Below are 15,129 nucleotides of genomic sequence, written 5' to 3' on the forward strand. Positions count from 1 at the left end.
GGCAATTATTGGCGTTATTGTATTACCTTTATCTTCTGGTTTATCTGCTTTCCGCTCATTGCGTATTATTATTGCAGACTATACCCACATGAAACAGGACACATTGCCAAAGATAATGACAATCACTTTACCAATTTATGTGATTTCGTTCTTCTTAACCTTTGTGGATTTCAATATTTTATGGCGCTACTTCAACTGGGCCAATCAAGTTACAGCTGTATTAGCCTTACTGGTAACAACGCGCTATTTATTCTTGAAAGGTAAAAACTACTTCGTAACATTAGTGCCAGGGGTATTTATGTTATATGCCGTTGTCGTTTATTTGTTAAGTGAGCCTATCGGTTTTAACTTGGGGTTAAGTAATTTTTCATACTGGGGCGGGGCAGCCATTACACTAATCTTACTTGCTGTATATTGGCGCCAAGGTGTGAAACAAAAAGAAACTATGGATCCAAGTTCAAAACTTATCAACGACCAATTACAAATCAACCAATTATATCCAGAATTGGTTGAGAAAAATAACTAATAGATCAATCTTTAAAGTAACAGATTGACTCATAAAAATGAAACGCCATCAAATTAGAGTTTAAAAAAAGCCGAGTAATCATTATTTGATTGCTTGGCTTTTTATTTATACTCACTTACTTGGAGATTAAATTTAATTGAGAAAGTATGTTGCCTCCATTTACAGTGGCAAAGCGTTATCTCTGTTTAAAGAATACTAACTGCCCAAAATAAAACCTATCATATAAGCAATTAATGCAGCTGCACCTCCTACTAATAACATTTCCATACCAGAGCGGGCCCAGTTTGTTAGAGTTAACTTTGATTTGATTGCGCCTAAAATAAATAGCGTAAGTCCAGTTAAGATACCTGCCACTACAAAAGTGTTTTCCATAAGAAATGTTGAAAATGAAGCAAAGACATATGCAATCAAGGGAATAAATCCATATAAAATAAATGAGCAAAAAGTAATTAAAGCATTATATATAGGATGTGCTTCTGTTTCTGCAGTGCCAAAGATCATATTTATACGTTCTTGTTCGATTACTTCTGGATATTTAGCTAATGTTTCTGAAATTAGTAAAGCATCTGTTTCTGTAAGCCCTTTGTTTGTATAGTATTCCTTGAAATAGTTTAGCTCAGTTTGAAAGTCATATTTGAAATTAGATTGGTGTTGTTCAATTTCTTTGGTGATAAATTCGTTTTCTGACTTAGAAGATAAGTAATCGCCGACAGCCATTGAGAGCCCATCCGCTAATAAGTTTGAGAAGCCTAGGACAATTACAATCTGAAAGTCCAAAGCACCACCAGTCACGCCCGAAACTACTGCAAAAGTTGTTATTATGCCATCTAAACCACCATAGACCATACTTTTCACATAATCACTATTCATACGAAAATTGAATCTATTAGCTTTACTCATTACAATCCCTCCCTCATACAGCTATTATAGACTTTGGCGTTTAACTCAGTCTATATAGTATAGTGTAAGCGTAGCGATCACCTCACAAAAAAGTCTCCAAGACTATTTTTTGCTGAGAAAAAATAGTTTTGAAGACAATATGGTTTTCGTATACGGGCGTTTGATTGCCTATTCGTTATTGTTTTCTTTGTTATCTGAGAAGCTAGTCCCGAAGATGTTATCAATAATGGATAAGATACGGTCCCAAATACCTATAGCATCTTCTTGTAATTGCTCAGTATCTGCATTTTCGATTGCAGATGAAGCAGAAGCGGCAGCGTTACTTGCAGCGTCAGACAATGAGCTTGCTAAGTTAGATAATTGTGTTTTTTGCTCTTCACTTAACTCAAGGTTAGAGAAGTTTTTCATTTGATCAATAATCGCTTGGATATTGTCTTCAGAAATCACACCATTTAAGTTGTAGTTATTCACAACATTATTCACGATAACAGTAATTTCATCCACTGAAATTGAGCCACCATTTTGGTCTTTCAAGTCAGCAATTTGCGCTTTAATATCCGCAATCGCAGCGTTCATGTCGCTATCAGAGTAACCTTCATTATCTTCATTCTCTTGTGTAATTGAAGAAGTTACCGCTAACTCATCTTGCGCCACTTGACGGGCATCATCATCTAATGAATAACCAGCATCTTCAAATGCTTTATAAACACCCGCTAAGGCTCCTGAACCATCCACTGTAACAGCAGAAGCAACCTTGATATCTACGTCAACTGCACCCGCAGTAATGGCCGCATTCTCATATTGGGCTTCAGTGATATCTGTAATTGTATCTGGTGTTTCGATTTCAACCGTTACGCCACCATCGTTATCAGCTGGTGTGATATAAGCTGAAGAGTAGACTTGGTTGTATGGGTAGCTATCTTGTAATAAGTCATTTAATTCATTAACAGCCACTTCGATTTCAGTCACGCCATCCTCAACACCTAATAACTCTTTTGTTTCAGTATATTGGCTATCGTCTAAAGTTTCCCCGTATGTAAACATCGGGTCAATAGCGACCTTATCTGCTAATTTATTTGGTGCAGCTACGGCAAGTCCTAAAGCTAAAACACCACTAGTTAATAAAATTCGTTTTGTAAACTTTTCCATTGTATGTTTCCTCCTACAGACTGATTATGACCATGAAGGTCGTAGTTGTCGGTAACTCCATTGTATCATTTTAAATTGGAAAGGGTTTTAGGAAACTGTTAACAAGGATATAAAAATTGTTAAAGGAGAAAAGAGTGCGAAAGAAGACGTTTCCTGTCTAGGAGTAATATGATTAGGGTGCGAGAGTCCTCTCTGGAGACTCGAACCTAACTAGGGTGAGGGCGGTCTCGCTGCTTTTTAAGCCTATGATAGGATAAGCATAACCTGAAAGTTAATGATTAGAAAAAAGGGTTACAAGCCATATCACTACAAAAATAATCTATTTCATATATACTGGAAGAGGACGAGTTTTTGAAATTGGGGTGAAATCAAAAATTTTTATTAAAATTATTCAAATTAAGTGACAAAATTTCAGTTTAAAAGTATGCTTAAAGCTACAAGTTATGTCGTTTTTGGAGGGATAAAAATGAACATCGAACAGAAAAAAGAATTGTTAGCTATCTTAGCACAGGATGCGCGATTAGCACCTAAAACTATCGCCAACATGATTGAAGCTAACGAAGAGGAAGTCGTTGCGCAAATCGCTGCTTATGAAAAAGATAACGTGATTGCCGGCTACCACACCATGATCAACTGGGACGTTGCCGATGACAATTTGCTATCAGCGATGGTAGAAGTCAATGTTGACTTACACCATGGTGTATCTTATCAAGACATTGCAGAAACCATTTACCAATATGACCAAGTAGAATCTTTATACTTGATGTCAGGTACTTATGATTTCCTATTATTAACCAAGCGTTTAACGATGGTAGATATCTCTAAATTTATCTCAAAATTAGCAGCTATCGACGAAGTTAGCGCTACAACAACCCACATTGTAATGAACCGCTATAAAGAACAAGGGGTTGTTTATAAAGATATCAAAGAAGATGGCGGGCGTATGGTGATCTCACAATGACAAAATCTCAAAATAAAACCGTAATTGACATGGAACCTTCTGGTATCCGACGTTTTTTCGACATTGCCAATGAAATCGAAGGCGTGATTTCGCTTGGTGTAGGGGAGCCTGACTTTCCAACGCCTTGGTCAATTCGTGAAGAAGCGATTCGGGCCATTAGAAAAAGTAAAACTTATTATACTGCCAATGCAGGTTTAATTGAATTGCGACGTACGATTTCAAAATATGTAGACCGCAAATATGACTTGGATTATGATCCGGAAACGGAAGTGATTGTTACTGTTGGTGGTTCTGAAGCCATTGACCTTGCTTGTCGTGGATTAATTAACCCAGGTGATGAAGTATTGTGTATGGATCCGTCTTACGTATCTTACACACCGTCAATTAAGCTTGCTGGCGGGATTCCCGTACCAGTGAAGCTACCAAGTGAGCACGACTTTATTTTACAGCCGGAAAATATTGAAGCATTAATTACAGATAAGACAAAGGCTATTATTTTAAACTATCCAAACAACCCAACTGGGGCAGCGGCAACGCGTGAAGAGTTGGAAAAGTTGGCTGACGTCATTAAGAAACATGATTTATATGTCTTAACGGATGAAATCTATTCTGAAATCTGGTACGCCAAAGATAAATACACATCAATCGCTTCGTTTGAAGGGATGAAAGAACGGACAATCTACATCAACGGATTTGCTAAAGCCTTCTCAATGACAGGGTGGCGAATTGGTTACCTATGTGGACCAGAAGTTTTAGTGGAACAAATGTTGAAAATCCACCAGTTCACGATTATGGCTGCGCCAACTGTATCGCAATATGCGTCAGTTGTGGCTTTAGAAGATTGTGATGAAGATGTAGAAGCGATGCGGAAAGACTATTTAAAACGTCGTAACTTCTTATTAGGCCGATTCCGTGATATGGGCCTTCCTTGTTTCGTACCACGTGGGGCTTTCTATACCTTCCCTGACATTCGTGAATTTGATATGACCAGTGAAGAATTTGCCATAGCACTCCTTGATGCGAAGAAACTGGCGGTTGTGCCAGGTTCAGCATTTGGTGAGGGTGGGGAAGGATTCTTACGTATCTCATACGCTTACTCAATTAAAGAATTGACGATTGCCATGGACAAAATAGAAGAATTTGTTACCGAGCTAAGAAACAAATAAAACAAAGATAAATATTGCGTATAGAAATGCATATTCATTCTTAAAAGAATGATGCAAATGACAAGTGAGGGGCTGATTTCATGGGTAAAGAAGCATTAATCATTGTAGATATGAGTAACGATTTTGTAGCGCCAGACGGTTCTTTAACTGTTGGCCAACCAGGTCAAGCTATCGTTCCCTACATTAAATCTCTGGCAGAAGACTTTGTCAGCCAAGGGAAGGATGTGGTCGTGGCCATGGACGCTCATCAAGTGGATGATCCCCACTTTAAATTGTGGCCGGCCCATAATGTGGTGGGGACAGAAGGGCAAGCACTTTATGGTGAATTGCAGGATTGGTTGCAAGCCAACCAAGACAATGAATTAATCACATACCTACCTAAAGAAAATTACAATAGCTTCTTTAAGACTGGTTTGGCGGAGTTGTTGCTTGATAGAGACGTTGGTACAGTCCATGTTGTTGGTGTAACCACAGATATTTGTGTGTTCAATACGGTTAGTGGGGCAGATGCCTATGGTTTTCAAACTAAGGTCCGTGCTAATGGTGTTGCAACCTTTACAGATTTAGGGGACACTATGCTTGAACATATGACACGGTGTTTTCACACTGAGATCATCAAGTAGAAATTGTTTCGCAAAGTCTGCATAATAAATGAATAGGTCATGATTTTCCTTCTTTCAAGTATGATGTGGTGTTTTACTTTATTATAGGAAAGCATGGCCTTTTTCTATGCACAAGAATAATGTTGGCGAAGATTCCTCAAAAACGCCCACCAACACTACTTGAAAAAAACAAAAACTCGACGTCAGCTGACGTCGAGTTTTTGTTTACTACGATTATTTGTAATCTACACCTCTCGTGTAAGTGTTAGCGGCTTTCTAGATCTTCCATAAACGCTCCATTCATACAGTACTAGCAGTTCTAAGATTCCTCCAATTTTTATGGCAACAAGAAAAAGTGACTTAATTAAGTCATTTTTCGTAAGCACTATAAGTTCTGACCGTTAGACTTTATAACGTCTTGGTACCAATAATAACTATCTTTTGGAATACGACGGAGATCTTTCTCGTCGAAATCAGTGCGGTCTATATATACGAGACCGTAACGTTTTTTAAATCCTTGATGTGAACTTAATATGTCGATTATCGACCAAACATTATATCCAAAGACGTCAACACCATCTCTAATAGCATCTTCAATAGCTAGAAGGTGAGACTTAATATAATCAATGCGATATCCATCGTGAACCTTGTCATCAACTAGATTATCTACGGTTCCTAAGCCATTCTCTGTAATAATAAGGGGCTTCTTATATTTGTTCCAATAATCATTTAAAGCAATTCTTAATCCAGAAGGGTCAATTTGAGCACCGTATTCAGATTCCTTTAAGTTCTCGTTTTTCAGAATTTCCCAATATCCATACATGTTGTAATCTACGATATTAAAGCCTTCGATTTTTTCACCTTTAAAATGGTTGGCGTCAACAGGTAAGTGCCTAGAGGTTAAAGTACGGTAGTAATTCACTGTAATAAAGTCAACAACAGACTCGGATAAACTTACAACATCTTCTTCAGAAATATTAGGCATGCGGTTAGTTTCTTTGAGGTACTCTAAGTAATAATTTGGATAAGCGCCGTTTACATGAGTATCGATACAGTAATCTGTTTTGAGACGGTTATTCCAAATAGCTGACATCACATCTTCAGGTTTATTAGTAGCTGGGTAAGTCACTGTTGCTGATATAGAAGGCCCAACACTTCCACCTTCTACTAATTGCTTACATAGTTTAGAAGATTTTGCATAGGCTAGAAACATTTGGTGGTCCATAATAACTCTAAGCCTCTCAGCTTCTTCCCCTTGAGCGTCGTAAATATTCATTCTTTCGTTAACTCGGACCATTAAATTTTGCTCGTTATTAATCTGCCATTTTTTTACGCGATCACCGAAAGCTTTGTAGCATGTTTCAGCATAGTTTACAAAAGCCTCGGTAGTCTTGTAAGAAGTCCAACCATTGTATTTTTCGACTAAAGAGAAGGGGAGGTCAAAATGATATAACGTGATAAAAGGCTCAATATTATTCGCTATCAATTCATCGATAACATCGTTATAAAAATCAATCCCTTTTTCATTTACTTTACCATCACCCTCTGGAAAAATTCGGGCCCATGATATAGAGAAACGGTACATTTTTAAACCTAGCTCTTTCATAAGTTGAATATCTTCTTTATAGCGGTGATAAAAATCACTAGCGACTTTAGTGTCAGCTTGTTTGTTACTTTTTTTAAATGAATTGTAATCGGCTACCGTAAGTCCTTTACCATCTTCATTCCAAGCCCCTTCGATTTGAAAAGCGGATGAGCTGGCACCCCAATAAAAATTATTTGGAAACATTAGATCCTCCTTCTAAGGTAAATACACTATCTTGATTTGTTATAGTTTGATGGTTTTGAATACCATGTAATTTAAATTTTTGATTATTCGTAATGATTGTAAAAACGGTGGTGTCATATCCAGCTTCTTCAATCGCTTTGATATCAAAGTTAGCTAACAACTGATACTGTTCGACATAATCACCAACCTTAACATGACTTTGGAAATGTTGACCATTCAATTCAACCGTGTTGATGCCGATATGAATCATCAATTCTATACCATCATCTAATTTTAGGCCAAACGCATGGTTAGTTGGGAAGACAGCAACAACCTCACCAGAAGCTGGAGCCAAAATGATTCCTTCCGAAGGGCTGATGGCAACACCTTCACCAGCCAAATTATTGGCAAATGTTGGGTCATCTACAGTATCAATTGGTAAAATTTCACCTTCAACTGGCGCAACTATATTAACCTGATTAAGTTTTCCAGGGGTATTTTTTTCGTCTGTAGAGATATTCGATGAAGAATTAGAAACCAGAATGTCCTCAAAACCTATCACATAAGTTAATGCGGTTGCCCCAATGAAAGCTACTAAGCATCCCACAAGATAATATATGAAAGGATTCGTGCCAAATGCTACATATGTAAATACAGTTAGAATACCATTATTAGCAAAGGCATCACCATATACATTTCCATAGCCCATAATAGCACCACCGACAGCACCTGAAATTACAGCAGCAATCATAGGTTTTTTTAGACGTAGGTTAGCCCCATATATGGCAGGTTCTGTAATTCCAACTATGATTGCAGAAATAAAGGCAGAATAACTGACACTTTTTAAGTCTTTGTTCTTTGTTTTCAACGCTACCCCTAGAACGGCGCCACCTTGGGCAAAGTTGGCAGCACCAGCAAATGCTAGAAGATTTTGTCTACCAGTTAAAGCAACATCGTTCAAACCAACGGGTAAAAGTGCACGATGAGCTCCGAAGATAACGAAAACAGCCCATAACCCTCCAACCATAGCACCACCTAATGTTGGGCTCAAATCAATAATAAAGTTATATGCAGTTTGAATCATATTACCCAGATATATGCCAATAGGTCCTGTAACAGATAACATAATTGGTAGCATTATAATGACAGACAATCCCGGAACTAATATGATTTGAAGAATTTCAGGTATAACTTTCTTCAATCCCTTTTCTAAAAAGTAGAGCGCAATTACAGTTAAAATGATAGGGATAACAGATTCTACATACGAGAATACACGCACATTATCTCCAGTTCCCCATGCACCTTTAATAAAGGGTAGTCCGAAAATGGAGGTTTGGGTTTGATAATCTAACATAATCTCATTGATTTGTGGGTATACAAGAAATCCACCTAATACCATTGCAGTAAATCTATCAGTTTTTAAAGCTTTCGCGGTTGTGTAAGCCAAGAATATCGGCATGAAGTAGAAGATGATTTGACTAGCAGCAAATAATAAAATATAAGTATCAGATGTCGAAATATCTATAGAAAAATATGTTAACAACAGCATATTTGCAGCAGTTAGCAACCCTTTAATTAGCCCTGAAGCGGCAATAGCAGGTACAATTGGCGTAAAAATTTGTGTAATTAAGGTGAGCGTTCTATCTAAGACTGATTTTTGAACATTCTCATTGTGACGCTCACCGAGTTCCTTTTGAACAGCTTTAAAGACTTTCTCGACTTTATTTCCTATGACAACTTGATATTGCCCACCACTATAGACAGTTGAAATAACTGCCTCAACTTGGTTAAGCAAATCACTATCTGCCTTATCTTTATCTTTTAACTCGAATCTTAAACGAGTGAAGCAGTGGGTTAAGTTATTGATATTTTCTTTACCACCTACGCCCTTTATTATATCGCGACCAATTTTATTGTAATCCATATACGATATTTCCTTCCCAAAGATTTATCAGGAGTATAGCATATTGTTTGATGTGTGTGGAGTAATCTTTGACGGTATGTAGTGTTTTTAGCAGGGAGGGCGTTTCCCCACTTCTTAAAATGGTAATTATATAGGTAGCAGATTGTAAATTATTTTCCAATAGTTTATGAGAGTCAGCTAATATGATGTACAAAGGATACAACGTATATTTCTTGTTATAAGCTTTTTGTATAGATATTCGCCGATGATGGAGGCATAACCATTAGCTACAATGGCGATGAAGGGATATGAGGTAAGAGAGGATTTGAATGATTTCAGGGACATTTGGTTTTCACTCATCATTGTAAAGATAACTGTTGCAAGAACATTGGCTGCATTTTCGTCAACCTCAGACAATTCGCAATCATGATGAACATTATTTAAATAATAGGTTCATTTGCGACTTTCTGAATTCGAATATTCAATATTTGATCACTATGGTATTCTAGATATGCGAGGACTTGTTGTTCAGTATCATTAAGCTTAATATCTTTTAGTATTTTTTTGAACTTCATTATCCCAAACGCTTTCTTGGATTTGTATAAATGTATAAAAATCCACCTTTTTATTCTAGGTTATAGAATGAGCCTAAGAATATCAAAGTATAATCTGATAGATATTATTTTAAAATCAAAATCTTTAATGAAAAAACAAAACAAAAACTCGACGCCAGCTGACGTCGAGTTTTTGTTTACTACGATTATTTGTAATCTACACCTTTTGTGTAGTTGTTTGATGCATCCCAAAGTAGGTATTCGTTGGCGCCACTTTCAATGACGGCGTCAATTTGGTCTTGTACTTCGGTAACGCCGTACTCAGCATAAGTACCTTCCGCTAAGTATGAGGCGGTAAAGTCTTGCAACCAAGGTCTAGATACTGGTGCTTCTTCCAGCTCAGCGTTTAAAGCATTCTCTTTTTCCATATAAGCTTGTACAACTTCATATGGGTACAAGTCTGGGTAGTCTAAGCCGAAGTAGCCAGGCCCCCAGTGAGAAGGGTAGATCATTGATGAAATGACATCGACATTTTCAGCGATCATATTGTAGTTCTGACCGATACCAGGTGTTGCGACAACATCTGTCACGTAACCAAAGATATCTGCAGAAGCATCTACACCATATGGTTGAAGTTCTTCACGGGCATAAGCTAGGAAGTCTGCGATAACCATTTGACGGGCTTCAGTTGAAGCTTTTCCGTATTCAGCGTAGTCACCCATATCGTAAGTTAAGGTTTCACCAAAAGTTTCAAATCCTTCTGGGAAGCGGACATAGTCAAATTGGATATCTTTATAACCAGCGCGAGCGGCTGATTTAGCTACTTCTACAAGGTAGTCCCAGTTATCTTTGTTGTATGGGTTTAGGAAGGCATCGCCACCATCGTTAGTCCATACTTCACCAGATTCTGTTAGGAAGGTACGAGATGGATCAGCGTTGGCTAGGTTGGTATCTTTAAAGGTTGTGATACGAGCGATTGGATAGATTTGTTTGTCTTCGAACGTTTGCATAATGCCTTCACCGTCAATACTATCTGTTTCGTTGTTGTTGACGGTATCATCTTCTGACGGTAGGTCCATAGTAATGTTCCCGTAGTCGTCTTTGACATCTAGTACAACTGAATTTAGATTGGTTTCATCTAAAAGGGCCATATTTTCATCAAATAGGGCTTGGTCAGTGGCACCGGCAGCTGATAGATAAATCCCTTTTACCCCATCTTCAGGATAGGCAATGTCATAACCTGAATCGTATTGGAATTTTGAGGGTAAATTTTCTGGTTGGTTTAATAAAGCCGTTGCTTCTGTAGAAACATTTGGTAATTGTGTACCGTCACCTTCACCGCTCATCGCTGCAGCGCTAGCATCTTCATCACTTGCTTCAGTTGATTTAGCAGATTCACTGGTAGATTCAGCATTTTGTTCAGACGAACTTTCATTACTTGCGGTTTGTTCTTGGTTATTTTCATTGGCTAAGCCATACCAGTCTGTTCGAATGCCAAAGATTAAGGCTAAACCTAATACAATGGCTGTGAGTAGCCCTAAAACAAGTTTCCAATTGAATTTAGGTCCTTCGTTTTTTGGGTCTAAAGTTGTCTTAATATCCGGTTTTGGATTGGATTGATTGTCTTTCAAGGTTCTGGCCTCCGTTCTATTTCATTTTATTGTGCTTGATTTTCTGTTTGCGAAAGTTTGGCTAATGCCGCTAAGTCAGGCAACATTTCAGATAAGGCTGCTTGTGATGTTTCAAAGTTACCGTTAATTTCCGCTAGACCGTCAGAGAAGGTCGTTAGATCGCTGTCTTCAGCTGCTAAACTTGTGTAATAAGCATCTTCTTTTTCCAAAACAGCTTGGTAGTTTTCAATGTAGGCGCTCATTTGCGTGTTCACACTGTCAGCTAATTGGCGAGACGTATCAAAGTTGGCGAAATCTTCCCCAGCTGTGAAGTCAGTTTCGTCAAATTCATTTAAACTTTCAACCTGATCTTGGAAATCTTCAAATAGCGATTTTAATTCGTCAAATTCTTCTCGTCTGGTTTGTAGGTTTTCCCGTGTTGCACCCGTGCCTGATTCAGCCAAGTTGGCTAGACTTTCATCAGCTGCTAAATCCGCTTCAAAAGCATCTTGCAAGGCCATTTCCTGCGTTTGAATGGATTCTAATTGCCCCATCATAGTTTGGGCGTTTTCGGCTGACTTTGTCACAACTTGGTCTGGTGTTCTAGAGCAGGCTGCTAATACCCCAATGCTCACCCCGACGATTGTAAAGGTGGTTAGTTTCTTCAATACCATTATCTATCTCCTTATTCTATTTTTTTCTTGTATTACCGCAGTGAATAACAGAAATGAATGCTGTATTTTTGGGTGTAGAATTGCGATAATAACCCATAAAGTATAATATACCCTTAATGATACGAGACTTAAGCGAATTTCTCAAGAAATTAATAGAATTTTTAGAAAATGCCAAGAAAAATGTAGGGATTCTTTTGCCAGAAATTAGGACTTTAGTCCCTATCCAATGCCTGGTATTCAGTTATAATAGAGTAAAGAGCTCGTGCAAGTTTTATGATGAAGAAAATGGGAAGGAGCGTGCGGGAATGAGTAAGAAGGACAACAACCGTCTGTGGCGACTAGGGTTAGCGGCCGCTGCAACAGGCTTCGGCTATGTTTATCATGCCATGAGTCAAGAGCGATCGCTGCGCAGCAAGGTGATACAAGATGGTATGCGGATTAAACGAGAAGCCAATCGACTAACCCCAGCCTATAGCAAGAAACAAGCAACTGAAGACCTAGCTAAAAGGAGCATCAACCACGAAAACTTATTCTTTATTACTCGCGACCAAGCTTCAGAGATTCACCGTGGCAAAAATGGTGTCATGGTCGAGCTGACGGATATTGATACCAAACTAGCCTTGGACACGCGAGGGGATTCTCAAGAGACAGACAAAGCCTGGATTATTTATTTCCACGGAGGAAGCGGGATTCATACCCTCAAAGAACGCGAGTGGTCCTTCGCCAGAAAAGTCAATGATCGCTTTGGAACAGAGGCTTACGTGTCTATTCCATTATTACGCTCTTTCGCCAACTATGACTTAGAGGCTGAAACCGGGCGGATTACAGCTTTAATAGAAGAAATCGCTGAAAAAACGGGACGGTCACTAGAAAATGTCTACTTTCTTGCTTCTGATACAGGTGCGATTCCAGCCTTATTGGTTGCGGACCGGATGGACCAAATCGGCCAACCAGTGAAACGGGTGATTTTACTGTCACCATGGCTAAACACAAGCTTTGATGACGTCAACATCAACCCAAACGATGTGCAATTTGACGCGACCAAGGTTAATGCCTTAAAAACGATCTGGCGGGATAAAAACCCAGCCTTGAACTATGCCAAAATGCCAATTGACTCAATGCCAGCAGTCGATTTTATTAACGGATCGAATGACAGCCACGCCTGCGACGGCCGTTGGTTGCACCGTCGATTACGTGCCCATAATCATACCAGTAACTATTACCAGTTTGATTACATGCACCATGAATTTTACCTGAACAACCTACCAGAAAGTCAGGAAGTTATCGACATTATCCACCAACAGATTATGAACCCATAATCCAGCATCTGCATTGGTCAGGACGAGGTTAGCTGTTATAATATGAGAGAAGGAGTGATTCGATGTTTTTCCCCATGATGTTTGACTGGACTTATATCTTAATTCTTATTGGTGCTGTAATCGCGTCAATCGCAAGTGCCAACGTAAGTCGAACATTTAATAAATATAGTAAATATGCCACTGCAAAAGGAATGACCGGTACCCAAGTTGCCGAATACATCCTAGAATATTCAGGTATTACCAACGTTCGTGTTGAACGAATTTCTGGTAACTTAACCGACCACTACGATCCAAGCAATAAAGTATTGCGTTTATCAGACGCGACAGCCGATTCAAAATCGATTGCTGCTATCGGGGTTGCAGCCCATGAGTGTGGCCACGCGGTTCAAGACGCCCAAGGTTATTTCATGATGACCCTACGTCAAAAAATTGTACCCGCTGTCAATATCGGTTCAAAAATGTCTTGGCCAATCTTAATCCTAGGTGCCATCGCGGGCTATAACGAGACCTTTATCAACATTGGGATTATCTTGTTCTCTTTAACCTTACTTTTCCAATTAGTGACCTTACCAGTCGAATTTGACGCATCTAAACGTGCGTTACAAATTATGGAAGATGGGCATATTTTAACAGCCAAAGAATTACCATATGCTCGTAAAACCTTGAACGCTGCAGCTATGACTTACGTCGCTTCAGCTATCGCAGGTGCCTTGTCATTACTACGTGTCTTGATTTTATTTGGTGGTCGTTCCCGCGACTAAGATGTAACCATTATTACTGGCAAAAAGAGAGCCTTGAGTACCACGGTATTCAAGGTTCTTCTTTTGCGCGAAATAGGTCCTAGGGTGGATGGCGAAACTTGAGAATTTGATAAAATACTTATATAAGATTAGCTGATCTGAAAGGCAAGTATTGGTGCCTACCAGTTCATCGATTAGACAAGTATTATATGAACATAATCAATTGATTATTTTTATGAGGAGGTGACCGTGATTGCGAAGAAATTTAAAAGTGAAAGCTAAAGAGACTTTAAGTCAGAATGCAGGTTGGTTTGTCTTGTTTACCATTCTTTATTGGGCAATCGTATGGATAATTGGGACCTTACCAACTGCAGTATCCTTGGTCCTTTTCCCCATCAGCGTCCTGATTATTATCATTGAGATCGTTTTTATTGCCGGAGCTGAAATGGCTTATCTACGGTCATTGATGGTGAAGAATAACCAACGACCAATACAAATCCACCGTGACATTATTGGGCCAATCATGCGCGATTCAATTAAATTCACTTGGGCAGGCGTCCTACGTGGTTTTTATCTACTCATGTGGTCATTATTGTTGTTTTTCCCAGCGGTTTATAAAGGTATTGGATATGCATTGACCGATTATTTAATCGTCGACTTCCCAATCTTAACAGCATCTGAGGCCATCACAGAATCTCGTCGGATGATGCGCGGCCGGAAATGGCGATTTATCTGGCTAAACCTACGCTTTATCGGATGGTACCTATTGATTCCATTCACGCTAGGATTAGCCTACTTCTACGTCAAACCCTACCACACCCTAGCCTTAATCAACTTCTACGAAGAAGCATTAGATGAAATTGGCTACCCGGAAAAAGTATCACGACTAAGCCAAGCTAGAAAGCACCGGGCCAAAGAAATGCTTGTAGAAGAAGAGGAATACACGCCGAAACCAAACCGAAAAGCCAAAAAACAAGGCAATACATACCGCAGATTTGCAAGAAAAGAAAAAACGCCCACATACAAAACCAACCACAGCTTTGTGGATGACAAGTATATAGACGATAAAAACTGGAACGACTTTTAAAAAGAGGGTGCAAGCTTTGGCGCTTAGGCAGGTAGCACTGGAAGACTAGTGCCGTGACACATACCGAGTGGCGCAAATTAGTTTGAAAAGGAGACCTGACTGCCAAAGCACAACTGAATAATAAAATGAATAACCAAACTTAAACGCAGGATCTGGACTCCTCTCTAGGT

12 protein-coding genes and 1 pseudogene are annotated in these 15,129 nt (G+C 39.0%); 7 read left to right on the top strand and 6 right to left on the bottom strand.

What is annotated here, in order from left to right:
- A pseudogene (locus ACRCJ0_RS01530) lies at positions 1 to 526 on the top strand (carbon starvation CstA family protein); the annotation flags it as partial.
- Positions 527 to 721: 195 nt separating this feature from the next.
- On the opposite strand, the gene ACRCJ0_RS01535 reads toward ACRCJ0_RS01530, so the two are convergent.
- Complete coding sequence (locus ACRCJ0_RS01535; RefSeq protein WP_431389315.1) at positions 722 to 1,396, bottom strand: VIT1/CCC1 transporter family protein; 675 nt, start codon at positions 1,394 to 1,396, stop codon at positions 722 to 724.
- A gap of 198 nt (positions 1,397 to 1,594) precedes the next feature.
- Positions 1,595 to 2,575 (bottom strand): DUF1002 domain-containing protein, encoded by a 981-nt coding sequence (locus tag ACRCJ0_RS01540; protein WP_431389295.1) that lies wholly within the window; start codon positions 2,573 to 2,575, stop codon positions 1,595 to 1,597.
- Between the two features lie 466 nt (positions 2,576 to 3,041).
- Between ACRCJ0_RS01540 and ACRCJ0_RS01545 the strand changes: the two genes are divergently transcribed.
- The 3 genes from ACRCJ0_RS01545 to ACRCJ0_RS01555 all read left to right on the top strand — a co-directional run bounded on the left by ACRCJ0_RS01545 (position 3,042) and on the right by ACRCJ0_RS01555 (position 5,325).
- Entirely contained in the window at positions 3,042 to 3,536 is a 495-nt protein-coding gene (locus tag ACRCJ0_RS01545; RefSeq protein ID WP_016896378.1) for an Lrp/AsnC family transcriptional regulator, read from the top strand.
- A complete protein-coding gene (locus tag ACRCJ0_RS01550) occupies positions 3,533 to 4,702 on the top strand; it encodes a pyridoxal phosphate-dependent aminotransferase (protein ID WP_431389296.1) in 1,170 nt (389 codons plus the stop codon). The genes ACRCJ0_RS01545 and ACRCJ0_RS01550 overlap by 4 nt, the downstream gene beginning before the upstream one ends.
- Before the next feature lie 80 nt (positions 4,703 to 4,782).
- Positions 4,783 to 5,325, top strand: a complete 543-nt coding sequence (locus ACRCJ0_RS01555; RefSeq protein WP_431389297.1) for a cysteine hydrolase family protein — start codon at positions 4,783 to 4,785, stop codon at positions 5,323 to 5,325.
- A gap of 364 nt (positions 5,326 to 5,689) precedes the next feature.
- On the opposite strand, the gene ACRCJ0_RS01560 is transcribed toward ACRCJ0_RS01555, so the two are convergent.
- The 4 genes from ACRCJ0_RS01560 to ACRCJ0_RS01575 all read right to left on the bottom strand — a co-directional run bounded on the left by ACRCJ0_RS01560 (position 5,690) and on the right by ACRCJ0_RS01575 (position 11,813).
- Complete coding sequence (locus tag ACRCJ0_RS01560; protein WP_431389298.1) at positions 5,690 to 7,093, bottom strand: glycoside hydrolase family 1 protein; 1,404 nt, start codon at positions 7,091 to 7,093, stop codon at positions 5,690 to 5,692.
- The gene (locus tag ACRCJ0_RS01565) at positions 7,080 to 8,996 is read right to left on the bottom strand and encodes a glucose PTS transporter subunit IIA (RefSeq protein WP_431389299.1); all 1,917 of its coding nucleotides are present in this window, start codon (positions 8,994 to 8,996) and stop codon (positions 7,080 to 7,082) included. The genes ACRCJ0_RS01560 and ACRCJ0_RS01565 overlap by 14 nt, the downstream gene beginning before the upstream one ends.
- Positions 8,997 to 9,735: 739 nt before the next feature.
- Complete coding sequence (locus ACRCJ0_RS01570; protein ID WP_431389300.1) at positions 9,736 to 11,160, bottom strand: putative glycoside hydrolase; 1,425 nt, start codon at positions 11,158 to 11,160, stop codon at positions 9,736 to 9,738.
- A 26-nt stretch (positions 11,161 to 11,186) separates the two neighbouring features.
- On the bottom strand, positions 11,187 to 11,813 hold the full coding sequence (locus tag ACRCJ0_RS01575; RefSeq protein WP_431389301.1) for a YkyA family protein: 627 nt from the start codon (positions 11,811 to 11,813) through the stop codon (positions 11,187 to 11,189).
- Between the two features lie 305 nt (positions 11,814 to 12,118).
- On the opposite strand from ACRCJ0_RS01575, the gene ACRCJ0_RS01580 reads away from it, so the two are divergent.
- The 3 genes from ACRCJ0_RS01580 (at position 12,119) to ACRCJ0_RS01590 (ending at position 14,959) form a co-directional block, all read left to right on the top strand.
- Positions 12,119 to 13,132, top strand: a complete 1,014-nt coding sequence (locus ACRCJ0_RS01580; protein WP_431389302.1) for an alpha/beta hydrolase — start codon at positions 12,119 to 12,121, stop codon at positions 13,130 to 13,132.
- 62 nt (positions 13,133 to 13,194) lie between these two features.
- Positions 13,195 to 13,893: a zinc metallopeptidase gene (locus ACRCJ0_RS01585; RefSeq protein WP_016896384.1), complete on the top strand. Its 699-nt coding sequence runs from the start codon at positions 13,195 to 13,197 to the stop codon at positions 13,891 to 13,893.
- Between the two features lie 232 nt (positions 13,894 to 14,125).
- On the top strand, positions 14,126 to 14,959 hold the full coding sequence (locus ACRCJ0_RS01590; RefSeq protein WP_431389303.1) for a DUF975 family protein: 834 nt from the start codon (positions 14,126 to 14,128) through the stop codon (positions 14,957 to 14,959).
- Positions 14,960 to 15,129: the final 170 nt, after the last annotated feature.

Source organism: Aerococcus sp. L_32 (assembly GCF_050689315.1).

Excerpts from the sequence above, each read along its gene's own strand:
- ACRCJ0_RS01535 (WP_431389315.1), bottom strand. The coding sequence starts at position 1,396 with ATGAATAGTGATTATGTGAAAAGTATGGTCTATGGTGGTTTAGATGGC.
- ACRCJ0_RS01540 (WP_431389295.1), bottom strand. The coding sequence starts at position 2,575 with ATGGAAAAGTTTACAAAACGAATTTTATTAACTAGTGGTGTTTTAGCT.
- ACRCJ0_RS01545 (WP_016896378.1), top strand. The coding sequence starts at position 3,042 with ATGAACATCGAACAGAAAAAAGAATTGTTAGCTATCTTAGCACAGGAT.
- ACRCJ0_RS01550 (WP_431389296.1), top strand. The coding sequence starts at position 3,533 with ATGACAAAATCTCAAAATAAAACCGTAATTGACATGGAACCTTCTGGT.
- ACRCJ0_RS01555 (WP_431389297.1), top strand. The coding sequence starts at position 4,783 with ATGGGTAAAGAAGCATTAATCATTGTAGATATGAGTAACGATTTTGTA.
- ACRCJ0_RS01560 (WP_431389298.1), bottom strand. The coding sequence starts at position 7,093 with ATGTTTCCAAATAATTTTTATTGGGGTGCCAGCTCATCCGCTTTTCAA.
- ACRCJ0_RS01565 (WP_431389299.1), bottom strand. The coding sequence starts at position 8,996 with ATGGATTACAATAAAATTGGTCGCGATATAATAAAGGGCGTAGGTGGT.
- ACRCJ0_RS01575 (WP_431389301.1), bottom strand. The coding sequence starts at position 11,813 with ATGGTATTGAAGAAACTAACCACCTTTACAATCGTCGGGGTGAGCATT.
- ACRCJ0_RS01580 (WP_431389302.1), top strand. The coding sequence starts at position 12,119 with ATGAGTAAGAAGGACAACAACCGTCTGTGGCGACTAGGGTTAGCGGCC.
- ACRCJ0_RS01585 (WP_016896384.1), top strand. The coding sequence starts at position 13,195 with ATGTTTTTCCCCATGATGTTTGACTGGACTTATATCTTAATTCTTATT.